The 24,676-nt window shown below is 28.9% G+C and carries 26 protein-coding genes; 24 read left to right on the top strand and 2 right to left on the bottom strand.

The window, feature by feature from the left end; all coding sequences use genetic code 11:
- Positions 1–5 precede the first annotated feature (5 nt).
- The 9 genes from RSF37_RS11495 (at position 6) to RSF37_RS11455 (ending at position 6,646) form a co-directional block, all read left to right on the top strand.
- On the top strand, positions 6–68 hold the full coding sequence (locus RSF37_RS11495) for a 23S rRNA (pseudouridine(1915)-N(3))-methyltransferase RlmH (RefSeq protein ID WP_332564545.1): 63 nt from the start codon (positions 6–8) through the stop codon (positions 66–68).
- Between the two features lie 252 nt (positions 69–320).
- Positions 321–896 (top strand): helix-turn-helix domain-containing protein, encoded by a 576-nt coding sequence (locus tag RSF37_RS11490; protein ID WP_332564544.1) that lies wholly within the window; start codon positions 321–323, stop codon positions 894–896.
- 137 nt (positions 897–1,033) lie between these two features.
- On the top strand, positions 1,034–1,618 hold the full coding sequence (locus tag RSF37_RS11485; protein ID WP_332564543.1) for a sugar O-acetyltransferase: 585 nt from the start codon (positions 1,034–1,036) through the stop codon (positions 1,616–1,618).
- 29 nt (positions 1,619–1,647) lie between these two features.
- On the top strand, positions 1,648–2,067 hold the full coding sequence (locus RSF37_RS11480) for a VOC family protein (protein WP_332564542.1): 420 nt from the start codon (positions 1,648–1,650) through the stop codon (positions 2,065–2,067).
- A gap of 676 nt (positions 2,068–2,743) precedes the next feature.
- The gene (locus tag RSF37_RS11475) at positions 2,744–3,721 is read left to right on the top strand and encodes a mannose/fructose/sorbose PTS transporter subunit IIA (protein ID WP_332564541.1); all 978 of its coding nucleotides are present in this window, start codon (positions 2,744–2,746) and stop codon (positions 3,719–3,721) included.
- Positions 3,722–3,758: 37 nt separating this feature from the next.
- A complete protein-coding gene (locus RSF37_RS11470) occupies positions 3,759–4,562 on the top strand; it encodes a PTS mannose/fructose/sorbose transporter subunit IIC (RefSeq protein ID WP_332564540.1) in 804 nt (267 codons plus the stop codon).
- A gap of 19 nt (positions 4,563–4,581) precedes the next feature.
- Positions 4,582–5,493, top strand: a complete 912-nt coding sequence (locus RSF37_RS11465) for a PTS system mannose/fructose/sorbose family transporter subunit IID (protein ID WP_332564539.1) — start codon at positions 4,582–4,584, stop codon at positions 5,491–5,493.
- 183 nt (positions 5,494–5,676) lie between these two features.
- Entirely contained in the window at positions 5,677–6,054 is a 378-nt protein-coding gene (locus RSF37_RS11460) for a DUF956 family protein (protein ID WP_332564538.1), read from the top strand.
- A gap of 289 nt (positions 6,055–6,343) precedes the next feature.
- Complete coding sequence (locus RSF37_RS11455) at positions 6,344–6,646, top strand: hypothetical protein (protein WP_332564537.1); 303 nt, start codon at positions 6,344–6,346, stop codon at positions 6,644–6,646.
- Positions 6,647–6,690: 44 nt separating this feature from the next.
- Here RSF37_RS11455 and RSF37_RS11450 read toward each other — a convergent pair whose 3' ends face one another.
- Positions 6,691–7,326 (bottom strand): TVP38/TMEM64 family protein, encoded by a 636-nt coding sequence (locus RSF37_RS11450; RefSeq protein WP_332564536.1) that lies wholly within the window; start codon positions 7,324–7,326, stop codon positions 6,691–6,693.
- A gap of 154 nt (positions 7,327–7,480) precedes the next feature.
- Here RSF37_RS11450 and RSF37_RS11445 point away from each other — a divergent pair, with 154 nt between their 5' ends.
- The 3 genes from RSF37_RS11445 to RSF37_RS11435 are packed head-to-tail and all read left to right on the top strand — an operon-like array spanning position 7,481 to position 10,000.
- On the top strand, positions 7,481–8,056 hold the full coding sequence (locus RSF37_RS11445; protein WP_332564535.1) for a class I SAM-dependent methyltransferase: 576 nt from the start codon (positions 7,481–7,483) through the stop codon (positions 8,054–8,056).
- On the top strand, positions 8,031–8,708 hold the full coding sequence (locus RSF37_RS11440) for a response regulator transcription factor (RefSeq protein WP_332564534.1): 678 nt from the start codon (positions 8,031–8,033) through the stop codon (positions 8,706–8,708). Before RSF37_RS11445 ends, RSF37_RS11440 begins: the two co-directional genes overlap by 26 nt.
- Positions 8,705–10,000 (top strand): HAMP domain-containing sensor histidine kinase, encoded by a 1,296-nt coding sequence (locus tag RSF37_RS11435; protein ID WP_332564533.1) that lies wholly within the window; start codon positions 8,705–8,707, stop codon positions 9,998–10,000. The genes RSF37_RS11440 and RSF37_RS11435 overlap by 4 nt, the downstream gene beginning before the upstream one ends.
- 48 nt (positions 10,001–10,048) lie before the next feature.
- On the opposite strand, the gene cplR is transcribed toward RSF37_RS11435, so the two are convergent.
- On the bottom strand, positions 10,049–11,698 hold the full coding sequence (gene cplR, locus RSF37_RS11430) for an ABC-F type ribosomal protection protein CplR (RefSeq protein ID WP_332564532.1): 1,650 nt from the start codon (positions 11,696–11,698) through the stop codon (positions 10,049–10,051).
- 380 nt (positions 11,699–12,078) lie between these two features.
- On the opposite strand from cplR, the gene fliB reads away from it, so the two are divergent.
- From fliB to RSF37_RS11370, 12 genes are all read left to right on the top strand, one after another.
- On the top strand, positions 12,079–13,305 hold the full coding sequence (fliB, locus tag RSF37_RS11425) for a flagellin lysine-N-methylase (protein ID WP_332564531.1): 1,227 nt from the start codon (positions 12,079–12,081) through the stop codon (positions 13,303–13,305).
- A gap of 47 nt (positions 13,306–13,352) precedes the next feature.
- Complete coding sequence (locus RSF37_RS11420) at positions 13,353–14,114, top strand: SDR family NAD(P)-dependent oxidoreductase (protein ID WP_332564530.1); 762 nt, start codon at positions 13,353–13,355, stop codon at positions 14,112–14,114.
- 170 nt (positions 14,115–14,284) lie between these two features.
- Positions 14,285–14,680 (top strand): HsmA family protein, encoded by a 396-nt coding sequence (locus tag RSF37_RS11415; protein WP_332564529.1) that lies wholly within the window; start codon positions 14,285–14,287, stop codon positions 14,678–14,680.
- Positions 14,681–14,844: 164 nt separating this feature from the next.
- A complete protein-coding gene (locus RSF37_RS11410; protein ID WP_332564528.1) occupies positions 14,845–15,474 on the top strand; it encodes an HAD family hydrolase in 630 nt (209 codons plus the stop codon).
- 103 nt (positions 15,475–15,577) lie between these two features.
- Positions 15,578–17,983, top strand: coding sequence for a peptidoglycan-binding protein (locus RSF37_RS11405; protein WP_332564527.1), 2,406 nt, complete (start codon positions 15,578–15,580; stop codon positions 17,981–17,983).
- A gap of 46 nt (positions 17,984–18,029) precedes the next feature.
- Complete coding sequence (locus tag RSF37_RS11400; protein ID WP_332564526.1) at positions 18,030–18,149, top strand: CPC_1213 family protein; 120 nt, start codon at positions 18,030–18,032, stop codon at positions 18,147–18,149.
- A 167-nt stretch (positions 18,150–18,316) separates the two neighbouring features.
- Complete coding sequence (locus RSF37_RS11395; RefSeq protein ID WP_332564525.1) at positions 18,317–20,053, top strand: oleate hydratase; 1,737 nt, start codon at positions 18,317–18,319, stop codon at positions 20,051–20,053.
- A 145-nt stretch (positions 20,054–20,198) separates the two neighbouring features.
- Positions 20,199–20,732 carry a 2'-5' RNA ligase family protein gene (locus RSF37_RS11390; RefSeq protein WP_332564524.1) on the top strand — a complete coding sequence of 178 codons (534 nt, stop codon included), beginning with the start codon at positions 20,199–20,201 and terminating at the stop codon, positions 20,730–20,732.
- Between the two features lie 205 nt (positions 20,733–20,937).
- The gene (locus tag RSF37_RS11385; protein ID WP_332564523.1) at positions 20,938–22,164 is read left to right on the top strand and encodes a dicarboxylate/amino acid:cation symporter; all 1,227 of its coding nucleotides are present in this window, start codon (positions 20,938–20,940) and stop codon (positions 22,162–22,164) included.
- 203 nt (positions 22,165–22,367) lie between these two features.
- Positions 22,368–23,906 carry a sodium-dependent transporter gene (locus tag RSF37_RS11380; RefSeq protein WP_332564522.1) on the top strand — a complete coding sequence of 513 codons (1,539 nt, stop codon included), beginning with the start codon at positions 22,368–22,370 and terminating at the stop codon, positions 23,904–23,906.
- Complete coding sequence (locus RSF37_RS11375) at positions 23,907–24,014, top strand: MetS family NSS transporter small subunit (RefSeq protein WP_332564521.1); 108 nt, start codon at positions 23,907–23,909, stop codon at positions 24,012–24,014. It begins immediately after the preceding gene.
- Positions 24,014–24,421, top strand: a complete 408-nt coding sequence (locus RSF37_RS11370) for a DUF2752 domain-containing protein (RefSeq protein ID WP_332564520.1) — start codon at positions 24,014–24,016, stop codon at positions 24,419–24,421. Before RSF37_RS11375 ends, RSF37_RS11370 begins: the two co-directional genes overlap by 1 nt.
- The last annotated feature ends 255 nt before the right edge of the window (positions 24,422–24,676 follow it).

The raw sequence follows: 24,676 nt of genomic DNA, 5'->3' as shown, positions 1-24,676 counted from the left end.
GGGTTATGCTTTTAGAACAAGTTTATAGAGCATTTAGAATAATGAAGAATGAACCGTATCATAAGTAAGCCTCCAAATCTCTGATTTGGTCAGGCAAACTTACACCTACGAACGAAGGTGAGTAGTGTGTTTCCTTTATACATATCGTATTCATAACCTTAGGTATTTAAAATAGTACCTAAGGTTATTTTTTACTAAGGTTATTGTATAATAAAAAGGCATGTAAAACATATTTTACATATTAAAAAGTAGGGATGTAAAATAGATTTGATAGCATAAATATCCTTTAAACAATAAAATTTAAGCAGGAGGAACACCAAATGGATATTAGTAAACAAATAAAAAAATATAGACTAGATTCAAATTTCTCCCAGGAGGATTTAGCTCAAAAGATATTTGTAACACGTCAGACAATTTCAAACTGGGAAACTGGAAAGAACTATCCAGACATAAATAGTTTGGTATTATTAAGCACCCTCTTTGATGTTTCTCTTGATATTCTAGTTAGAGGAGATTTAGAAGAAATGAAAGAGGAAATTAAAACAGAGGACATTAAAAAGTTTAACCATGACGGCATGGTTTTTACTGTACTACTTATAGCATCAGTAGTATTGCCTGTTCCGCTATTTATTTACTTAAATTTTATTGGAATTGTAATTTGGTTAGTGGTATATGGAATTACAATGTATTATGCAAGACGTATTGAAAAACAAAAGAAAACTCACGATATTCAAACATACAGAGAAATTATAGCTTTTACTGAGGGAAAAAAACTTGATCAAATTGAGAAGAGATGTGAGGACGGAAAACGACCATACCAAAAAGCATTTTTAGTAATTTGTTCAGGACTTATTACACTAATTGTTACTATAGGAATGTATTTTTTATTTAGATAATCTAACTTACACAGAGGTGTAAATAATACTCCACTCTATATAGAGAATATAATTATAAGCACGGTTATATTTACAAATTATGTTATAATAATTTAAAACTAAAAAGTAAATTAGAGAAGTTATAGAGGGAGGGCATTATGACAGAGAGAGAAAAAATGTTAGCAGGTGAACTTTATGATTGTGGAGATAAAGAGTTATTAACGCAGTGGCATAAGGGAAAAGACTTAGCGAGAGAGTATAACAATTGTAAGTCTTCAGATTTAGAAACTAAAAATAAAATCCTTACGGAATTGCTTGGTGGTAGAGGTGAAAATCTATGGATTACAGCACCCTTCCTTGTTGATTATGGTAACAACATATATTTTGGGAATAACTGTGAGGTTAATATGAATTGCACATTTTTGGACGATAATAAAATAGTTATTGGAGATAATGCATTAATAGCACCTAACGTACAAATTTATACTGCATTTCATCCTACAAATGCAAAAGATAGATTTGGAGAAATAAAAGATGATGGAACATTTGATTTTTGTAAAACACAAACAGCAGCAGTTAACATTGGAGATAATGTTTGGATAGGTGGGGGAGCAATTATAATGCCCGGTGTAACAATTGGTGATAATGTAGTAATAGGCGCAGGGAGTGTAGTAACAAAGGATATACCATCAAATAAAATAGCATATGGAAATCCCTGCAGAGTGATAAAAGACAATCTTTAAGAATTATATACATAAGAGGAGAAGAAAAAATGATTCAATCAGTAGTTTATATTACATTAGTAATTAAAGATTATGATGAAGCGATAGATTTTTATACAAAAAAACTTAATTTCAAATTAATTGAAGACACATATTTACCTGAAGAAAATAAAAGATGGGTATTAGTATCACCACCAGGTTCAAATGGTACAGCAATATTACTTGCAAAAGCATCCAAGTTAGAACAAGAGAACTTTATAGGGAATCAAACAGGAGGAAGAGTATTTCTTTTCTTAGGAACTAATAATTTGTGGAGAGATTATAATGAAATGAAGAAAAGGAATATAGAATTTGTAAGAGAACCTAAAGAACAAGATTATGGAATTGTTGCTGTATTTAAAGATTTATACGGTAACTTGTGGGATTTAATAGAGTTTAAAAAAAATCACCCAATGTATAAGAGAATTTAATGAACGTAACATCATTATAGTATGATAAATTTAAAAGGATAATAGCATATATTAAAAATAGTAGCTAACTAGATATATTTAGGGCTACTATTTTTTTGTTTTTAATAATTAATATTAAAAGTGTATTAATTATAGGGGTAAGTGTATTATAGCAATAATTAAACGTAAATTTTTACAACATAAAAAGCATTAAAATAACCTATTACATAGCCTGTCCTATTTAAAGAGCTAATATTAAGTGTAATTTAAAATATATAAATAAAAAAGAAATAATAAATAAAAATATAATAAAAAATGTCGATAAACCAAATAATATATAAAAACATATGTTATATGACAATTAAATTTGATACAACGGCGAAATATTTGAATAAGTATATCAAAACAACTAAAAACTAAAATAAAACAGTATCAAAAAATGATTGCAGTGTATTAAAGAAAAAGAATTAATAGCTAAATTTAAAGCTTAAATCATTGAATCATATAGCTTTAAGCACGTTTACAATTCTTAATACAATTTTTTGGCACAATATTTGCTACTAATATAAGTGAAAATAACAAAGCAGTAGATAAAGCTTATTTAGAGAAAAAAATTATAATAATTAAATTTGGTTACAAGTTTTTAGAACTTATTTATAAATCTTATCGTAACAAATAAAAAATAGGAGGTATATATATGGTAGGAATTATTCTTGCTAGTCACGGGGATTTTGCTAAAGGCATTTTACAATCTGGTTCAATGATTTTCGGAGAACAAGAAAATGTTAAAGCTGTTACTTTAATGCCTAGCGAGGGACCTGATGATATTAAAGCAAAAATGAAAGATGCAATCGCATCCTTTGACAACCAAGATGAGGTTTTATTCTTAGTTGATCTTTGGGGCGGTACACCATTTAACCAAGCTAACAGTCTATTTGAAGAACATAAAGATAAATGGGCAATCTTAGCTGGTATGAATTTACCAATGGTAGTAGAAGCTTATGGTGCACGTTTCACATCAGAATCTGCACAAGAAATTGCAGCTAATATTATTAAAACAGCTAGAGAAGGAGTTAAAGTTAAACCAGAAGCATTAGAACCTGAAGAGGAAGAAAAAACATCAGCTAGTTCTTCTAAGCAATCTAATGCAGGTGCACCAGGATCATTAGAATATGTGTTAGCTCGTATTGATTCTCGTCTACTTCATGGTCAAGTAGCAACTGCTTGGACAAAGACAACACAACCAACAAGAATTATTGTTGTATCAGATGATGTAGCTAGAGATGAACTTCGTAAGAAGCTAATTCAACAAGCTGCTCCTCCAGGAGTTAAAGCTCATGTTGTTCCAATTAACCAAATGATTAAAATCGCAAAAGATGATCAGCATTTTGGAGGACAACGCGCGATGCTTCTATTTGAAAATCCAGAAGATTTACTTAGAGCAGTAGAGGGAGGAGTACCTCTTAAAACAGTTAATGTTGGATCTATGGCTCACTCAGCAGGTAAAGTTCAACCAAATAAAGTTCTTGCTTTCAGTCAAGAAGATATTGATACTTTTGATAAACTTAAAAAAGCTGGATTAGACTTTGATGTTCGTAAAGTTCCAAATGATTCAAAAGGAAATATGAACGAAATACTTAAAAAAGCACAAGATGAATTAAATAAATTAAAATAATATATATTATTTTAATAGAAAAAGGAGGATTAACATAGTGGATCTAAATATAATTCAAATAATATTAGTTATTATTATTGCATTTTTAGCTGGGATGGGAGGTATCCTAGATGAATTCCAATTCCATCAACCTCTAGTTGCTTGTACTTTAATCGGATTAGTTACAGGTAACTTAATACCATGTTTAATCTTAGGTGGTAGTCTTCAAATGATTGCCTTAGGATGGGCAAATATAGGGGCAGCAGTAGCGCCTGATGCGGCATTAGCATCTGTTGCAGCTGCAGTTATTCTAGTTCTTGGTGGTCAAGGTAGAGCTGGAGTTGATTCAGCTATAGCTATCGCAATTCCATTAGCAGTTGCAGGATTACTATTAACAATCATTTGTCGTACAATTGCTACAGCATTCGTACACTTTATGGATGCTGCTGCAAAAGAAGGAAACATTAGAAAAGTTGAAATGTGGCAAATAATTGCTATTTGTATGCAAGGTATACGTATAGCTCTTCCAGCAGCATTAATCTTATTAATTGGTTCCGGTCCTATCAGTGCATTACTTAACTCTATGCCAGCTTGGTTAACAGATGGTTTAGCAGTTGGTGGTGGAATGGTTGTTGCAGTTGGTTACGCAATGGTAATTAACATGATGGCAACAAAAGAAGTATGGCCATTCTTTGCAGTTGGTTTCGTATTAGCAACTATTCCTCAATTAACACTTATGGGATTAGGTGCAATCGGTGTATCTATAGCTCTTATTTACTTAGCACTTAGCAAAAAAGGCGGTTCAGGTAATGGCGGATCAAATACAGGTGATCCAGTAGGCGATATTATCGATAATTATTAAGAAGGGAGAGAAGACGAAAATGGAGAATAAATTAAAATTAACAAAAAAAGATCGTCTTTCTATTTGGTGGCGTTCAACTTTCATTCAAGGATCTTGGAACTATGAAAGAATGCAAAATGGTGGTTGGGCATTCTCATTAATTCCTGCGATCAAGAAATTATATAAAACAAAAGAAGATAGAGCAGCGGCATTAACACGTCACTTAGAATTCTTTAATACTCACCCATATGTAGCTTCACCTATTATTGGTGTAACATTAGCATTAGAAGAGGATCGTGCAAACGGCTCAGCTGTTGATGATGTAACTATTCAAGGTGTTAAAGTTGGTATGATGGGACCTTTAGCAGGTATCGGAGATCCAGTTTTCTGGTTCACTGTTAGACCTATATTAGGAGCATTAGGTGCTTCACTAGCTATGGCTGGTAACATTCTTGGACCTATAATATTCTTCTTCGGTTGGAATATTATACGTATGGCATTCACTTGGTACACACAAGAACTTGGTTACAAAGCAGGTTCTCGTATTACAGAAGATTTATCAGGTAACTTATTACAAGAAATCACAAAAGGTGCATCTATACTTGGTATGTTCATCTTAGGATCACTTGTTAATAGATGGGTATCTATTAAGTTTACACCAATTGTATCATCTGTTCAGTTAAGCAAAGGTGCTTACATTGATTGGGGAAGCCTTCCTGCTGGTGCAAATGGTATAAAAGAAGCGTTAATGCAACAATCAGCTGGTTTATCATTAACTACTGATAAAGTTACAACATTACAAGGTAACTTAGATTCATTAATTCCTGGACTTGCAGGATTATTATTAACACTTCTTTGTATGTGGCTACTTAAGAAGAAAGTATCACCAATTATAATTATTCTTGCATTATTTATAATCGGTATTGTTTTCCACTTAATAGGTTTAATGTAATAGTATTTAATCAGCCTGGGTTAGTGTAATAGTTTTTACTTAGCCTGGGCTTTTTTTAAAAACATAAGAAAGTTAAAGCAATTATTTTATATGATATTATATAATGGAATTATAAACAGTTAATTTGGAAATATTTATAAAGATATAAACAAGTATATACTAAGTAGAAAAGAGGTAGAACGTATGGTTAAATCAATTAACACAAAAGTAGATATAGCAGTTGAGGCAACAGCTTTTACAGGTCTTACGGATTATGGAAAGATAATGATTGGTGATAAAGGTTTTGAATTTTATAATTCTCGTAATATTCAAAAATACATCCAAATTCCTTGGGAAGAAGTTGATTATGTTATCGTATCTGTAATACTAAAAGGTAAATGGATTCCAAGATATGCAATTCAAACTAAGAAAAATGGTACATATTCTTTCTCATCGAAAGAAACAAAGGAAGTACTTCGTGCTATTAGAAATTATATTGCTCCAGATCACATAGTTAAATCATTAAGCTTTTTTGATGTTGTTAAAAGAGGAGTAAAATCCATATTTAAAAAGAATAAATAGTAAAAGATTTTGTACTTGGTATAATACAGTAGAGAATTATAGAAAAATATATTTAAATTTATTTTGTTTAAGACTATTGTAATTAACGGAATAAGTTAACTAAAAGGATGCTGATCTTGCGAGGATGGAGCATCTTTTTGTTTGCTTTTAATTTTAATATAGATAAATTCAACTAAATTATTTAAAGGATGATAAAAAGAGTATTTTTTATCATTGTAAATTAAAATTGAAAAATAAAAATTATACTATAGAATAGTAGTATAAATATAATTAATATCGGGGTGAAAAAATGGGTGCATTAGAGAAAAAATTACAACAGGAAGTTATTAAAAATTGTGAAATAGCAGAAAAAGAATGTGATTGCAAGATGACAAGATTCCTTGAAACAATAGAGAGATTTGGAATAGTTAGAACTGCACAAGAAATTTTCAGAAAAGGTAGAACATCAGATTGTTTTAATAAATTAGTAGAAGAAGGACATATTAAATTAACAATGGAGGCTACTATTGTTAAACCAAAATACGCAGAATTATTTACTGATGAAGAAGTAAATGACTGTTACGAACTTTTATGTGAAAAAGGATATTACTAAAAAAACACCTTATAGAAAATTAAATTCTATAAGGTGTTTTTTATTTAAATGGATTCATTAATTTTATTCCAAATAATAAAAGAATAATATGATATGAAGACTATAGCTATAAGGGCAAATATATTTAATAAATAACTGTTTTTAATTCCAGTGCTTAAAAAGCTATATAAGAAAATCATAGGTGCATCTATTAGAGTAATAACTATAATTGCTTTAGTATATTTTAATTTAATACAGGCAGCAGAAGCTGTTATTAAATCAGATGGTAGCACAGGACATACTATACCAAGGGCTAATATTTTATATTTATATATTTTTAGAACATCAAAAATTTTGCTATGCTTTTTAGCAAAGTTTTCTCCTAGAAATTCCTTACTCAAATATTTACCGATAAAAAACATTATACTTTGAGAAAGCATAAGAGATAAAAGTGAAAGAATAAAACCAACATAAGGACCAAATATAAGACTACCTATAATAATAAAAACAGTTTGAGGTATGAAAAATACAACTCTCATTGTGGATAAAAATATAAATATCAATTGCATTTTTACAGGGCTACCTTTAATTAATGTAGCTATTATATTTGCATCTGTTGTTAATAAACCTTCATAGTATAATACTCCAATAACAATTAACCATAAAATAATTATTAAAAGCAACTTATTTTTTTTATTCAAAATTAATCTCTCCTTTAAGTGTAATGAGTAAATTTTAAAACTAATATTCTAAGATTTTATCTATAAATTCTTTAAGAAATCTTAAAATCTTTATAGAGATTTAATTAAAGAAATATTTTTATAATTAAATTAAAGTAAAGGAGGGATTAAAGTTATGTTTGTTTTAGAATACATAAGAAATCCAAAAACTATAGGAGCAGTTGCTCCAAGTAGTAAATATTTAGCTAATAAAATGATAGATTCTATTGATTTTAAAAATATTAAATGCATAGTAGAATTTGGTCCAGGTACAGGAATTTTTTCTGAAAAAATACTTTCAAGAGTTAAAGATGACACTACGGTTGTATTAGTTGAAATCAACAATGAGTTTTACAATATATTAAAAGAAACATATGGACATAAGAAAAATGTAATAATAATTAATGATAGTGCTGAGAATATTGATATAATATTAGAAAAATATAATATAGAAAGAGTAGATTGTATTTTATCAGGGCTTCCATTTACATCATTGCCACTAAATGTTTCTAAAAGAATATTAGAAAAGACATCCAATATACTAAAAAGTGACGGAAGCTTTATAACATTTCAATATTCATTATTTAAATTAAACTTTTTTAAGGAATATTTCTGTAATATCAAATATAAAAAAGAAATTAGAAATTTTCCACCAGCTTACATTTTAAATTGTAAAGGAGAAAGAAATGAGGAAAAATATATTAGTAGTTGATGATGACAAAGATATAAGGGAACTTATAACTGTTTATATGCAAACAGAAAATTTCAATGTAGATAAAGCGTCTAATGGTGAAGAGGCTTTAAATTTAATTGAAGAGAAAAATTATGATTTAGTTCTTCTTGATATAATGATGCCAAAAGTTGATGGTTTACAAACTTTAATAGAAATAAGAAAAAATCATACAATGCCAGTAATTTTTTTAACAGCAAAAAATGATGAAATAGATATGATAAAAGGTTTAGCTTTAGGTGCAGATGATTATATTCCAAAACCGTTTAGTTCTATGGAATTAATAGCAAGAGTTAAATCACATCTTAGAAGATACACTATTTTTAATAACCCTGATAAAAATATAATAACAATAGGCGATTTAGTATTAGATGTAAATATGAGAATGGTAACAGTATCAGGTAAGGAAATAAACCTAACTCCAACAGAATATAAGATATTAGAATTGTTATGTAAAAATAGAAACATGGTTTTTAGTGTTGAACAAATTTATGAAAATATTTGGAGAAATAAGTATGCTGTGGGTGACACATCGATAATGGTTCATATAACTAAGTTAAGACAAAAAATAGAGAAAAGTCCTAAAAACCCTGAATATATTAAAACAGTATGGGGAGTAGGATATAAAATATGAAGAAAAAAATAAAGCTAAGATATAGTTTAACACTAGGCATTTTTATAGGTTTTTTTCTAGCACAATTAGTATTTGCAGAAGGGTATGCAATACTAGTTGAAATACAACAAAAAAATGCAACAATAGTAATGGGTTTCTCAGAAGTAGCAACACAAAATATTAGATTATTAGCAATAGTAGTTTTTATAATAACCGTATGTATATTTTGTACAAAAAGATTTAGAGAATTAAATTTAAATAAAATGAGTATATATTTAATTTTAGTTGTCGTAATATCAATTGTAGCTGCAATACAGGGAGTTATGATCCTTGTGGCAATTGTAATGAAGTTAAACCCGAATATACAATACCTTTTAGGTGTTAATTATTTTATATCAATAAATTTCTTTCTCCTTTTTTCTTTTGTAGGTGTTGCCATATTTTTAGCAACTTTTATTTTCTTTGTAAACAGAAAAGTTAAATATATAAAGTTTTTAACTGAAGAGGTTAGCTTTATTAAAGAAAAGGGATTTGGGCAAACAATTGAAGTAAAGGGTGAGGATGAATTAGCTAAACTTTGTAAGAGTATAAATGATATGTCCATAGAGCTAGGAAAAAAGATAGCAAATGAAAAAAATATTGAGAATAATAAAAATGAACTTATAACTAATATTTCACATGATTTAAAAACACCATTAACATCCTTGGTAGGATATTTAGAATTATTAAACAGTGAGAATATTAAAAAAGAATATAGAGATGAATATACTAAAATTGCTTATAATAAGAGCTTAAGACTTAAAGAATTAGTTAATGAATTATTTGAATATACAATGATAAGTAATAATAATATAAAAATAGAGAGAACAAAATATAATATCTCAAATTTAATTAATCAAATAGTTGGAGAAAGTATATTAGATTTTTTAGAAAAGAATATTGAAATAAAGCTACAAAATCCATACAAGGAATTATACTTTGATATAGATCCTAAATTATTTACACGTCTTATAGAAAATTTAGTGAAAAATGCTGAAAAATACAGTGATGCAAATTCAATATTTCAAGTAATAGTTGATAAGAAAGGGAAAGATATAGAAATATCTTTTATAAATCGCTGTAAAGAGTTAACGGAAGAAAATTTAGAGAACATATTTGAAAAGTTTTATAGACTAGATAAAGCAAGAAGCAGTGAAAATGAAGGTTCTGGTTTAGGTTTAAGTATAGCAAAAAGAATAGTTCAATTACACAATGGTGATTTAACGGTGGAAAAGAAAAATGAAGATATAATATTTAAAATCATTTTACATTAAATAATAAAAGGTAAGCACTAAACTACAGTACTTACCTTAAAACTATTCTTATAAAGATTTCTTCAATTCTCTTATTTTTATAATCAGACTATCAAACTCTTCCTCAAGCAACCTCTTTTTACTAACATCACTCTCTATAGACATTAAAGAAATAACTTCAGAAAATCTATTTTCAAGAAGCATAAGATTATCCTTATTCACTTTATCCTTTAAATCTACCTTAGGTTTATTTTTAAAAGCAATATAACTATCATAACAACCATTAAATTCATTAATCCTTTGATTACCTATCTCCAAAATATAATCACATATATTAGATATAAACTCCCTATCATGAGAAACTACAATAAGTGTTTTATTACAATTAGCCAGGGCTGATTCAAGAGACTCCATAGATTTAATATCTAAATAGTTTGTAGGTTCATCCAATATAAGAAGATTATTATCAGATAACAACACTTTACAAAGAGCTATCTTTACCTTCTCACCACCACTTAATGAAGACACCTTTTTAAATACAGCATCACCTTTAAATCCAAATCCATCTAAGTTAGTTCTAACAAAACTCTCATCATAAGAACAGTCCCTAATAATATTTTTCAATATGGATTCATCATCATTTAAAATATATTGAGACTGATCAAAATATCCTATAACAACATTATCAAGAATCCTTATACTATTTTTATTAGAGATAATCTCTTTAAGCAAAGTACTTTTGCCACAACCATTATTACCTATTAGAGCTACCTTCTTGCCATTTTTAATTTTAAAACTAGCATCTTTAAGAAGCAACTTATCATCCACGATTAAATTAAGGTGCTTCACTTCTATAAGATTTTTAGAAGCAATTTTCAAGTTATCTTGAACTTTGATCTTAATTTCCTTTATATTTTTAGGTTTCTCTTTAACATCAAGGTGATCAATCCTACTTCTTAAAGCTTTTATATTATTATCAATAGTTTTCTTTGCTCTTTGACCACCCATCTTGTGTAACCTAGCTTCAGAGTTCCCCATTCTTTTAGGTGTCTTTTTAATGCTATCATTTAAGCATTTCTTGCTAATGATAGCACTTTCAAGATACTTCTTTTGATTTATATAAGAAGCATACTCGGATTCAGAGTGTTCTCTTTCTAAATTTTTAAGCTCTAAATATTTAGAGTAATTCCCCTTATAAACTTTAATTTTTCCATCTTCAATTTCAATAATAGTATTACATAATGAATCTAAAAAATTTCTATCATGGGAAACTAAAAGTAATGCGCCTTTATAACTTTTAAGCATTTTCTCAAGAGTTTCAATACTTGTTTTATCTAGATTTGCAGTTGGTTCGTCTGCAATAATAAGATTTTTATTTTCACTTAAAGCTTTCATTATTTTAAATTTAACTTTCTCTCCACCAGATAAAAAATCATAATACTCCATAGGTGCATTAAATACATTTTTTAAATCATTATTTAAAAATGTATCACTAGCATCTTCTGACTGACTTATATAAGCAAAACTTTTAGTTATATAAGAAGTGCCTTCATCAATTGGTAAGTCATTTATTAATGTTTTTATAAGTGTTGTTTTTCCAGCACCATTAATACCAACTAATCCAAATCTATCTCCATCTAAAATTTCTAATTTATCAATATCTAAAATTAATCTATCACCATAATACTTTTTTACTTTATTTAATCTTGCTAAAGACATAAAAAATCCCTCCTATAAAATATAGGAGAGTATATATAGCCGTTAAAAGGACAACATACATACCTCACTATAATCTACTCTCCTTAAATTTAAGCGCAACAAAAAAAGGTTCTAAATAAATACTTTTTTTGTTGTAATTAAAATTTGAAAAATAGATTATATAATCATGTATGAAACTACCTTAACCTTTCTTAAAATAAATAACTTATATATATTATACCATTATTTCATTATATATACTTAAGTGTTCCGGTATGTATTTACAAGTTTTATTCTATTAAAGGAAAGTATAGATACACATCTGACAAATACTAAATACTATAGTAAAATAAATATAATATAAGAAAGTTGAATTAATTCATAAGTAAAGGAAGTATACGATGGAAAAAAGTATAAAAAAAAGATATCCTAAGTATCTTAAAGAATTTAAGTGTATTGGTGGAGAATGTACAGATAGCTGCTGCATTGGATGGGATATTGAAATTGATAAAACAACATTCAAACAATATTATAAAGTTCAAGATAAAGAAATGAAGAGAATGTTCCAGAAAAATGTTCATAACAATGAAAACTACACATGTAGTGATGTAGACTATGGGAAAGTAAAGTTAAAAGGCGAGAAAAGATGTCCTTTTTTAGATGAAGAAAATTACTGTATCATCTATTCAAAGCTTGGAGAAGAATATCTTTCAAACGTTTGTACATCATTTCCTAGAATAACTAACATAGTAGATGGATATTATGAAATGTCTCTTGATGTATCTTGTCCTGAAGCTGCAAGAATTCTTTTACTAAAAGAAGAAGGTATAGAATTTAGTGAAAGCAACGAAACTTTAGGAAAACATATAGTATCAAGTGAGATTGACACTAAAGATAAAAGACTTAAAAATTCTCCTTTAAAATATTTTAAAGAGATACGAGATTTAAGTATTAAAATAATAAAAAATAGAAAATTTGATTTAAACCAAAGATTATATATATTAGGTGAGTTTATAAATAAATTAGAAGATGAAATTGAATCTAACTTCAGTAATGTACCCAATTTTATAAAGAAATACGATATAAATATAGTTAAAGATCCATATGAGAAAAATGAACTTAGCTATGTTCTTCAAGTAGATTTCTTTAAAAAGATGATTGGATTTTTAAATGTATCAAGAGATGTAGAAAGTATTCCTTTTAAAGAAGATACAAAAAAAGTTATAGAAGTATTCAAACTTAATGAAGGGGATAACTTAAGTAACCATTCAGAATTATATATAAAATCATTTGAAGATTATACTAAAAACTTTATAAATGACAATAGTTATATATTCGAGAATTACTTAGTTAACTTTATGTATAACTACATGTTCCCGTTCTCTGAAACAGAATCAATATTTGATGGATACATTATGCTTTTAACAAGATACTCATTCATCAGATTTTACTTAGTAGGAAAATACTTAAGTAATAAATCTGAATCAAAAGAAGATGTAGTAGCATTTATTCAAGTTTTCTCAAAGGTAATAGGACATCACAAAACTTATTTAGTTGATTTATTAAATTATATAAAAGAGAATGAATTTGATAATATAGAATTTGCTAAAATATTTTTACCTAAGTAGAAATAATATATAAGAGGGTACAAATAAAAAATGAGAGGTGAATTAATATGGATAGTTTATCAAAAAGTATAATGAACAAAGTTGTTATAGTGACAGGTGGAACTAGAGGTATAGGTTTAGCTACGGTTAAAAAATTTCTTTCAAATGGAGCTAAAGTTATATTATGTGGTTCAAGAAAAGAATCTGTTGATAAGGCACTAAAAGAAATAAGTGAAATTAATTCAAATTACGAAGTTATGGGACTTTACCCTAATTTACTAGACATAAAAGAAATAGAACGTATGAGAGATGTAGTTTTAGGAAAATGGGGACGTATTGATGTATTAATAAATAATGCAGGAGTAAGTGACAGCAAAACAATATATGCTCAAAGTGATGAAGATTTCGCAAAAATAATGGATATAAATGTTCAGGCAGTATTTAACTGCTCAAAAGTTATAGCAGAAGTAATGAAAAGTCAGAAATCAGGAGTAATATTAAATACAAGTTCAGTAGTTAGTATATATGGTCAACAATCAGGCGTTGGATATCCTACATCAAAGTTTGCTGTAAATGGATTAACAAAATCTTTAGCAAGAGAACTTGGTAAAGATGGAATAAGAGTAAACGCTGTAGCACCGGGTATAATAGCTACAGATATGGTTGCAGCAATTGATAAAAATATAATAGATAGGATAGCTCAGAACATTCCACTTGGAAAAATTGGAGAAGCTAGTGATATCGCAAATGCATTTTTATTTTTAGCATCTGATATGGCAAGCTATATAAGCGGTGAAATATTATCTGTTGATGGATCTGTAGTAATCTAAAACAAAGAAATAGAATAAATAATATTATTAAGAGTTAGATATAAAAAAATATCTAACTCTTTTTTAACATTTTTTATTGACAAGCCATATAAATGATAGTAGAATAGTTCGCATAGGAACTAAATGGTTCGCATAAGAACTATTTTAAAAAACATGGGAGATGATACAAAATGGATGGAAAATTAATATTTGCAATTATTACTATTACTTTAGCATTAATATTTTATACAATAGGGGTTTGGGCAGAGAGAAAGTCAAACACATTAAAGAAATGGCATGTAATAACTTTTTGGTTAGGATTAATATGTGATACAACAGGTACGCTAACAATGGAAAGAATAGCTGGAACTGGTGATATATCAATCGGTGCAACTCAACTTGCTATACACGGCATAACAGGAGTTTTAGCTATTGTACTTATGTTATTCCATGCACTATGGGCAACTTGGGTACTATTTAAAGGTAATGAAGAGAAGAAAGCAACATTCCACAAATTTAGTATAACAGTATGGGCTATATGGTTAATTCCATACGTTATCGGAATGATAATGGGAATGAGCGTTTAATTAAGAAAACTCGCATAATTTATGCGAGTTTTTTCTTTATGGAATTATAAATAATTGTATTGAATGTAATATGGTATTACAATTAAGACAACAGAGAAAGAAAAAATGATAGCTAGAAAAAGGGCATTAGAGTGTAATTAGATTAATAGAGGGAGTGAGAGGTTATGAAAAATTATAAATGTATTATATTTGATTTAGACGGAACTATATTAAATACTGAAAGAATGAATTTAATTCCTTTACAGAGGTTAATAAAGGACGAGCTTGGCAATGATACACCATACGATGAATTATTAAAATATAAAGCTTACGCAGGTAAAAAGACAATAGAACTTTTAGGATTTGAAAACATAGAAGAATCTTATAAAAAATGGGTAACGTATGTCAATGATTTTGAAGAGAGTGCTACATTATATGAAGGATTTAATGAGACTATTAAAACTTTACATGAAAACGGAATCGTGTGTGGAATATCAAGTTCAAAAATGAGAAAGCAATATGAGATTGATTTTTATCCAACTGGATTACAACAATATATGAAAAGTGTAGTATTAGCAGAAGATACAGAAAATCATAAGCCACATCCGGAGCCACTACTAAAGGCAGCAGAAATATTAAATATAGAACCAAAAGAATGTATTTACGTTGGAGATACGATTTTTGATTATAAAGCATCAAAGGCTGCAGGTATGGATTTTGCAATAGCTCTCTGGGGGGCATCTGATTTAACAGGAATAGAAGCTGATTATAATTTAAATGAGCCAAAAGATCTTTTAAAAGAACTTGGAATATAATATTTATTAGTAGCCCTTGGAATACCAAGGGCTATACTTAATTCACACATATATATAAACTGAATAAATTAATACGAGAATAATTTATTAGGAGAACAAAGATTTGACGACAGGATATATATTAGTAAGATTATTTAAGGTAAAGAATGCTTTACCTAAAACTAAAGCTAGTTTAAAGATAACTAATGCTGATACTAATAGTGTAATTTATGAAAACAAAGATGCATTTGATATTAGTGGAAGAAGCGAACTGATAGAAGTAGAAACACCGGAAAAAAGCTTATCACAAAAGCCATATGAAGAAGGAGTAATTCCTTATGGTAGATATAACATATACGTTTTAGCTGATGGATTTAAGCCGGTTATTGTAGAAGGAGTTAGTGTCTTTGAAGGTAAAACTTCAATACAGAATATTGAACTTACTGAAGAAGATGAAATAAGTAAATATAGTAATAACCCTGAGATTATATTTATACCACCAAATCAATTAGCAACTAAAGCTTTAAGAGATAAGCAAGTTGGACCTAAAAAGCAACCTTTTGTTTTAGATAAACCATATATTCCTCAATTTATAATAGTACATTTAGGTACACCAACTTCAAATGCAGAAAATGTTACTGTTGGTTTTATTGATTACATTAAAAATGTTGCATCTAGCGAAATTTATCCAACATGGCCAGAACAATCATTAAGGGCTAATATTTATTGTCAAATATCTTTTGCACTAAATAGAATTTATACAGAATGGTATAGAAATAAGGGATATTCATTTCAAATAACAAACTCAACTGCGTATGACCAATATTTCGTAAAAGGAAGAAATATATACGATAATATAAGTAAAATAGTTGATGAAATATTTAGCGAATACATTGTAACGGTAGGAAATAAGACTCCGTTCTTTGCTCAATATTGTAATGGAACAACTGTTACTTGTGCTGGGTTATCTCAGTGGGGAACTGTAAGTTTAGCTAATTCAGGCAAAAACGCATTAGAAATTATTAAACATTATTTTGGGTACGATAAAGAATTAGTAAGGGCAACTAGTATTGAAGGAATACCAGAATCCTATCCAGGATCACCACTTAGACTTAATGATGAAAATGAAAATGTTAAAGTTATTCAGAAACAATTAAATAGAATATCTCAAAACTTTCCTGCGATTCCGAAAATACCTGTAACGGATGGGAAGTTTGATAAAAATACTGAGAATGCGGTTAAAGTATTTCAAAAGGTATTTAATTTAACTCAAGATGGAATAGTTGGAAGAGCAACTTGGTACAGTATATCTAATATTTATGTTGGAGTAAAAAGACTTGCAGAACTCGAACAAGAACCAGAGGATAATAATCCAGATGGTGGGGGTGATGGTGGTCAATATCCAGGATACATTTTAAGATATGGTTCGCGAGGAGATAAAGTAAGAGAAATGCAAATGTATCTAGCTGAAATTTCAAAACATTACAATATACCAAGTGTTGTTCCAGATGGTATATTTGGCAATCTAACTAAAGATTCCGTAATAGCGTTTCAAAGATTATTTGGACTAACACCAGATGGCCTTGTTGGTAAGAATACGTGGAATAAAATATATGAAGTTTATAAAGAAGTTTCAAAAGGTGGATCTTCAGAAGAGCCTAATCCTGAATTTGATGGAAAATATCCAGGATATATATTAAGTTATGGTTCAAAAGGTGAGAAAGTAAGAGAAATGCAAACTTACCTTTCTACAATATCAAAAAATTATAATATACCGACTATTAAACCAGATGGTATATTTGGAGCTGCAACTAGAAATGCAGTTTTAGAGTTCCAAAGATTATTCGGATTAGCTCAAGATGGATTAGTTGGTGCTAACACTTGGAATAAAATATATGAGACTTATAAAGGAATTAATAAGAAGTCTGTAAAGGTTGAAGAGGAATATTCAAATAACTATCCAGGATATGTTCTTAAAGAGTCATCAAAAGGAGAGGACATTAAGTGGCTACAAACTTATTTGAATTCAATATCAAATAAGTATAAAGAAATTCCAAAAGTAAATGTGAGTGGAGAATTTGATAAGAAAACTACTGCTGCTGTAATGGCAATGCAAAAACTTTTTAAATTAGACGTTACAGGTAATGTAGGAGTTAATGATTGGAACAAGTTAATAGAGGTGTACAACAGTTTAGATAGTGTAGAGAATATAAATGTTTCAGATATATATTATAAATATCCAGGAGTTGATTTAAAAGTCAAAGACACAGGTGGATATGTAACTGTATTACAAAAATATATTAATGTTTTATCTAAAAATAATTATGGAATAAATGAAGTTAGAGTAACTGGTGAATTTGATGATAGCACTAAAGAAGCTATTTTAAAATTACAAAAAATATTTGGATTAAAAGAAACTGGAGTAGTAGATAAGGCTACTTGGGATAAAATATCCGAAGTGTATGAATCATTATATGTTGGCAAAGAAGCAAAAGCTAAAGGAAGAAAACAAAGAAAGTCTAAGAAGTAGTATATAGAAGTAATAATTTGTACAAACTACTTTTGAGGTGATATTTATGGGTAAAAAGAAGGATACAAAAAAGCATATTAATCATAATCCACAAGCAGAAAGTGCAAAAGCAGCTTTTGGAGAACCTAAAGCAAAAACTCATGATCCAAAAGATTTCAAAATTTAAGTATATTAACTAAAAAAGCTTTAGAATTTCTAAAGCTTTTTTTATTGTAGTAAATTACTCTATTTTTTAGACAAAACCCTAACATTGTCTAATTACAATTAAAAATTGTTAATCTATAATTATAGTAATGAAAGAAATAATTTAAACGGAAAGTTGAGGGGATTTTTATGAGAAGAAAAATAAATAAGAAAAAGAATAATAATATGAATGCATTGCTTGCAGTTGGGGCAATAGCAGGGGCAGCTACATTAGCGGCAGTAAGTGCAAAGAAGATTAAAAATAAATCAAAAAAACCTGAAACTATTAATACAGAGATAGATTATGAAAACAAACAAGTATACTTAATCGGTGGTGGATTAGCATCATTATCAGCAGCAGCTTATCTTATAAGAGATTGTAACTTTAAAGGTGAAAATATCCATATTTTTGAGGGTATGAAAATATTAGGTGGTAGTAATGATGGTGCAGGAGATCCTGTAAATGGATTTGTATGCCGTGGTGGTAGAATGTTAAATGAAGAAACTTACGAAAACTTCTGGGAACTATTCTCTAGCATCCCATCACTAGACTTCAAAGGTAAGAGTGTAACAGAAGAGATACTTAATTTTGACCATTTACATCCAACACATGCACAAGCTCGTTTAGTTGATAAGTATGGAATAATACAAGATGTAACTAGCATGGGCTTTAATAATGCAGATCGTATGGCATTAGGTAAGTTATGGATAACTCCAGAAGAAAAGCTAGATGATTTAACAATTGAAGATTGGTTTAGTCACACACCACATTTCTTTGAAACTAATTTCTGGCATATGTGGCAAACAACTTTTGCATTCCAAAAGTGGTCTAGTCTTTTTGAATTCAAACGTTATATGGGTCGTATGATACTTGAATTCTCTCGTATTAATACATTAGAAGGTGTTACACGTACTCCATATAATCAATATGATTCAGTAATTCTTCCATTAAAAACTTACTTAAGTAATTATGGTGTTGATTTTAATACTAGTAGTACAGTAACTGATTTAGACTTCAATAAAGGTGAAGGAATAACAGTAACTGCAATTCACGTAGAAGAAGATGGTAATGAAAGAATTATAGATTTAAAAGATGGTGACGTTTGTATTATGACAGCTGGTTGTATGACAGATTGTGCAACTTTAAGTGATATGAATTCAGCTCCAAAATATGAACCAAATGGTACAATATCAGGAGATCTTTGGTCTAAAATATCAGGAAAGAAACCCGGACTTGGTAATCCAGAACCTTTCTTTGGACGTCCAGAAGAAACAAACTGGGAAAGCTTCACTGTAACATGTAAAGGCGATAAAATGCTAAAGTTAATAGAACAGTTCTCTGGTAATATTCCAGGAAGTGGAGCTCTAATGACATTTAAAGATTCAAGCTGGCTTATGAGTATAGTAGTTGCAGCGCAACCACACTTTACAAATCAACCAATGGATACAACAATATTCTGGGGATACGGATTATACACAGATAGAATTGGTGACTATGTAAAGAAACCAATGCGTGATTGTACTGGTGAAGAACTATTAACAGAACTTATTTGTCAATTACACATGGAAGAACACTTAGAAGAAATTATGAAATCAGTAGTAAATGTAATACCATGTATGATGCCATATATTGATTCACAATTTGAACCACGTAAGATGAGTGATCGTCCACAAGTAATACCAAAAGGTTCAACAAACTTTGCAATGATTGGTCAATTTGTTGAAATACCAGAAGATATGGTATTTACTGAAGAATACTCAGTTCGTGGAGCAAGAATAGCTATTTATAGTTTATTTGATGTAAAGAATAAAGAAATTTGTCCAGTAACACAATATAAAAAGAATCCAAAAGTTTTAAAGAAAGCTTTAAAAACTTCTTATAGATAGAATGAAATAAATAATATAAAAAGAACATTCTCCTAATAAATGGTGAATGTTCTTTTTGTTTTGCATTGATGTGATAGAATATATAATAGGAGTTTTATAGATACTTTATGGTAAAACAGGATATAGGAAATTGGGAGGTAAAAATATGTATATAGTAGATATATTTTTAGACAATAGATCATCAAGATATGTAAAATCGATATGGGAACAATTAAGCAAAAGTGGTATTGATTCTAGTTTAATAAATACAGATGGATTAAGCCCACATATAACTCTAGCAATCTACGAGAAGATAGATGAAGAAAAATTTATAGTAAAGATGAAGGAATTCAAATCAAAGATTAAAGTTGTTGATACTAGATTTGATATATTAGGTGTATTTCCAGATACGGGAGCGTGTTTTACAACTCCAGTAGTAACAGATGAATTACTTACTCTTCATAAAGAGTACTATGAGTATTTTAAAGAATTTGAAGAAACTGCTAGGCTTTATTATTTACCAGGTAAGTGGAATCCACATTGTAGTTTAGCTATGGGGCTTAACAAACAGAAGATGAAAGAAGCTTTTGATTTTGTATTAGATATATTTGAGCCTTTCGAAGCAAGTTTAGATGGAATTGCTTTATATAAAGTTGAAATGGAAAATGGAAAGTTTACAGATAGTATAAGATTATTTTAGCTTTTTATATGATAGTTTAATAATACATAAGTTAAATTAAAATTTAGAGAATATATAGTATACAAATAAGGAATATATAATAAAAGCGTAATTTTATTAAAGGAATTACGCTTTTTCTTTATATCTATTTTAAATTAAGCATTATCCCTGTATAATCTATAATCATATAAAATTTAAACTAGAAAGAAGAAAGGTAAATGAGAAAGTGAAGTTTTTAAAAAATTACAAATCATCATTAATTTTATTATGTTCTATAATAATTGGGGGAATTGTAGGCATAATATTCGGTGAGAAGACAGAAGTACTTGCACCCTTTGGTAACTTATTTTTAAATTTAATATTTACATTATTAGTACCAATAGTGTTCTTTAGTATATCCTCAGCAATTGCTAGTATGGATAATTCAAAAAAACTAGGTAAAATATTAGGAACAACTGTAATAGTATTTGCAATAACAGCAACTATTGCAGGCATAATAGCAGTTGTAAGTTTTAAAGTATTTAATCCAGTAAAAGGATTGGATCCATCAATGTTCAGCAGTATAATGAGCGGGGCAGTAACACCAGATACAGAAAGTGTTGGAGTTCTTGAAAAGATAGTTTCAAGTATTACAGTTAATGATTTTTCAGGATTATTATCAAGAAATAATTTATTAGCACTTATATTATTTTCAATATTAATAGGATTTGCGACTATGCTTGCAAAAGAAGATGGAAAACCATTTGCAGCATTTTTAAAAAGTGGTTCAGCAGTAACAATGAAAATGATGGGAATAATAATGTATTATGCACCAATAGGACTTGGAGCGTATTTTGCAACAATGATAGGTCAATTAGGTGGACAAATACTAAGTGGGTATGCAAAAGTATTTGGAGTATATATTCTAATAACAGTTATATATTATTTTGGGTTCTTTAGTATATATGCATACGTTGCAGGAAAGAAAGAAGGAGTAAAAACTTTCTGGAAATATGCAACAGAACCATCAGTTACAGCAATAGCAACATGTTCAAGTGCAGCATGTATACCTGTAAACATAGAAGCGGCTAAAAAAATGGGCGTTTCAGAAACATTAGCTAATATAGTTATGCCAATAGGGGCAAATATACATAAAGATGGATCTGTTGTTGGAGGAATATTTAAAATAATGTTCTTGTTTGGAATATTCGGTAAAGATATGGATAGCATAGGTTCACTTATAACAATACTAGCAGTAGGTCTTCTTATAGGAGCAGCAGTTGGAGCAGTTCCAGGTGGTGGGGCTATAGGTGAGATGTTAATACTTAGTATATTTGGATTTCCACCAGGTGGATTAGCAGTAATGCTTGTAATAGCTACAATAATAGATGCACCAGCAACATTAATAAATTCAGCTGGAAATACAGTTTGCACAATGCTTATTTCTAAATTTACAGAACAAAGAGCTAAATAATAAAAAACTATCATTAAAAATAGTTATACATTGACAAATTATGAAATAATTATATAATATAAGTATAAATCAATAAATAAAGCCTCATATAATATATGAGGCTTTTAATATAATTTAGAGCTTTGGAGCTTCATATTTAAATGTGGAGCTTTTTGTTTAATTATTTAATGTAAAAATTTAACACTTAATTTAAGGGGGCTAATATGGAGGAGAATAGAGATCAATGGGGAAGTAAGCTTGGATTTATTCTTGCAGCAGTAGGTTCTGCAGTTGGGTTAGGTAACATATGGAGGTTTCCGTATGTTGTTTATTCAAGTGGCGGAGGAGCATTTTTAATACCATACTTTGTTGCAATATTTACAGCTGGTATACCGCTATTAATATTAGAGTATGGAATGGGGCATAAGTATAAAGGTTCAACACCACTTTCGTTAGCAAGAGCTAATAAGAAATTTGAATGGATTGGATGGTGGCCAATTATAAGCTCAGGAATTATATTATGTTATTATTCTATGATATTGAGTTGGTCAATTAAGTATTTAACTATGAGTTTTACTAAAACATGGGGAGATGATACTAATTCCTTCTTTTATAATGATTTTTTAAATTTATCAGATTCACCACTACATTTAGGTGGAATAGTCTGGCCGATCCTAGTGGGCATTGCATTAATATGGGCTATTAATTGGTATGTTTGTTACAAAGGAGTTAAGGGTGGAATTGAAAAGATAAGTAAGATACTATTACCTACACTTTTAGTAATAATGATAATAATAGTAATAAGAGGAATTACATTAGAGGGAGCATCAATTGGATTAAATAAACTATTTACACCAGACTTTGAAAAAGTTAAAGATCCGCAAGTATGGATTTCAGCATATGGGCAAGTATTCTTTTCTTTAAGTTTAGCAACAGGGATTATGATGACATATTCAAGTTACTTACCAAAAAAGACTGATATAAATAATAGTGCTTTTATGACTGCCTTTGCAAATTGCGGATTTGAATTTTTAGCTGCAATTGGAGTATTTGCAATTCTTGGTGTTATGGCATCAGCACAAGGACTTCCGATAGAAGATGTAGTATCAAGTGGAATAGGACTTGCTTTCATAGCATTTCCAAAAGTATTTACTATAATGGGACCTTGGGGAAATATCCTTGGAGTATTATTCTTTGCATGTCTTACATTCGCAGGTATTACATCATCCGTATCATTAGTAGAAGCGATTTCCTCAGCTATAATAGATAAAACTGGATGGGTACGTAAGAAAGTAGTAACTGTTATGTGTTTAATAGGTTTTTTAATAAGTACTGCTTTTGCAACTAATGCTGGATTATATTTATTAGATATTATGGATAACTTCATAAATAACTATGGAATAGTCGTTGTTGGGTTATTAGAAGTATTCGTAGTTGGCTGGATAGTAAAACCTAAAACAATAAGAGATCATACAAATGCTATTTCTTATTTTAAGATAGGAAAGTGGTGGGATATAATAATAAAATATATAACTCCAGTAATACTATTTATTATATTGGTACAAAGTGTTATAACAGAAATAAAAACTCCATATGGTGGATATGATTCTAAATCATTATTGTTATATGGATGGGGAATTATAGGGCTTGGTATTATAGGTGGGTTATTACTAAGTAAGAAACCTTGGAAGAGGGATGATCAATTAAATTATAATATAGATGATGAAGATATAGATAAAGTAGAAATAGAGGAGGTATTTTAAATGACAGGAAGTGCAATTACATTTTTATTAATAGGAGCAGTAGTTTTGTGGGGTGGATTATTAGTTACATTAACAATAACCATTAAAAATGAAAGAACTTCAAATTAATGATTAATAAGATTCTAAAGTATTTCATAAGTTTAGTTTTAATATTTGCATTTATATTAGTATTTGATATTCAATGTATAATGAAAACTTTTATAGGGGTGCCATGCCCAGGGTGTGGAATGACTAGAGCGTGGATTGAAGCAATAAGTGGAAACTTTAGTGAGGCATTTAGATTTCATCCGTTATTTTTAGCAGCTCCTATTTTAATAGTTTTAATTATGATTAGAATTAAGGAAGTCAATTCAAAGTATTCTAAGGTTATAGATATATCTATAGTAGTAATTATAGTTTTGTTTATATTAGTATACATTTTTAGAATGGTTAAATACTTTCCAAATGAGATTCCAATGGATTTTAATAATGAATCTGTACTATCTAAAATAATAAGTTTAGTAAAAAGCCTGTGAAAAGCCTTATTTCATGGGCTTTTTCATTTATTTCAAGTAAATAAAGAGCACACTTATCCTAGTGTGTTGATATGTGTTAAATAGAGTTATTTAGAGTAAATAAGAGTATTAAAAGAATAAAGTAGTAATATAGATAAAATGTGGTCGGAAATTGTCGAAGAACAGTATATAATGATATACATCAGCTGTGTGACATCAGCAATCGCAAGAAAATATAACTTAATTGAAATTAGAAAATAAATTCAAAAAAGTTGT

Source organism: Clostridium sp. (genome assembly GCF_036643715.1).
GTDB lineage: Bacteria > Bacillota > Clostridia > Clostridiales > Clostridiaceae > Clostridium.
The sequence above is the reverse complement of the archived record's forward strand: the minus strand, read 5'-3'. Positions and strand labels throughout refer to the sequence as shown.

Excerpts from the sequence above, each read along its gene's own strand:
- RSF37_RS11490 (WP_332564544.1), top strand. The coding sequence starts at position 321 with ATGGATATTAGTAAACAAATAAAAAAATATAGACTAGATTCAAATTTC.
- RSF37_RS11485 (WP_332564543.1), top strand. The coding sequence starts at position 1,034 with ATGACAGAGAGAGAAAAAATGTTAGCAGGTGAACTTTATGATTGTGGA.
- RSF37_RS11480 (WP_332564542.1), top strand. The coding sequence starts at position 1,648 with ATGATTCAATCAGTAGTTTATATTACATTAGTAATTAAAGATTATGAT.
- RSF37_RS11475 (WP_332564541.1), top strand. The coding sequence starts at position 2,744 with ATGGTAGGAATTATTCTTGCTAGTCACGGGGATTTTGCTAAAGGCATT.
- RSF37_RS11465 (WP_332564539.1), top strand. The coding sequence starts at position 4,582 with ATGGAGAATAAATTAAAATTAACAAAAAAAGATCGTCTTTCTATTTGG.
- RSF37_RS11460 (WP_332564538.1), top strand. The coding sequence starts at position 5,677 with ATGGTTAAATCAATTAACACAAAAGTAGATATAGCAGTTGAGGCAACA.
- RSF37_RS11455 (WP_332564537.1), top strand. The coding sequence starts at position 6,344 with ATGGGTGCATTAGAGAAAAAATTACAACAGGAAGTTATTAAAAATTGT.
- RSF37_RS11445 (WP_332564535.1), top strand. The coding sequence starts at position 7,481 with ATGTTTGTTTTAGAATACATAAGAAATCCAAAAACTATAGGAGCAGTT.
- RSF37_RS11440 (WP_332564534.1), top strand. The coding sequence starts at position 8,031 with ATGAGGAAAAATATATTAGTAGTTGATGATGACAAAGATATAAGGGAA.
- RSF37_RS11435 (WP_332564533.1), top strand. The coding sequence starts at position 8,705 with ATGAAGAAAAAAATAAAGCTAAGATATAGTTTAACACTAGGCATTTTT.
- cplR (WP_332564532.1), bottom strand. The coding sequence starts at position 11,698 with ATGTCTTTAGCAAGATTAAATAAAGTAAAAAAGTATTATGGTGATAGA.
- fliB (WP_332564531.1), top strand. The coding sequence starts at position 12,079 with ATGGAAAAAAGTATAAAAAAAAGATATCCTAAGTATCTTAAAGAATTT.
- RSF37_RS11420 (WP_332564530.1), top strand. The coding sequence starts at position 13,353 with ATGGATAGTTTATCAAAAAGTATAATGAACAAAGTTGTTATAGTGACA.
- RSF37_RS11415 (WP_332564529.1), top strand. The coding sequence starts at position 14,285 with ATGGATGGAAAATTAATATTTGCAATTATTACTATTACTTTAGCATTA.
- RSF37_RS11410 (WP_332564528.1), top strand. The coding sequence starts at position 14,845 with ATGAAAAATTATAAATGTATTATATTTGATTTAGACGGAACTATATTA.
- RSF37_RS11400 (WP_332564526.1), top strand. The coding sequence starts at position 18,030 with ATGGGTAAAAAGAAGGATACAAAAAAGCATATTAATCATAATCCACAA.
- RSF37_RS11395 (WP_332564525.1), top strand. The coding sequence starts at position 18,317 with ATGAGAAGAAAAATAAATAAGAAAAAGAATAATAATATGAATGCATTG.
- RSF37_RS11390 (WP_332564524.1), top strand. The coding sequence starts at position 20,199 with ATGTATATAGTAGATATATTTTTAGACAATAGATCATCAAGATATGTA.
- RSF37_RS11380 (WP_332564522.1), top strand. The coding sequence starts at position 22,368 with ATGGAGGAGAATAGAGATCAATGGGGAAGTAAGCTTGGATTTATTCTT.
- RSF37_RS11375 (WP_332564521.1), top strand. The coding sequence starts at position 23,907 with ATGACAGGAAGTGCAATTACATTTTTATTAATAGGAGCAGTAGTTTTG.
- RSF37_RS11370 (WP_332564520.1), top strand. The coding sequence starts at position 24,014 with ATGATTAATAAGATTCTAAAGTATTTCATAAGTTTAGTTTTAATATTT.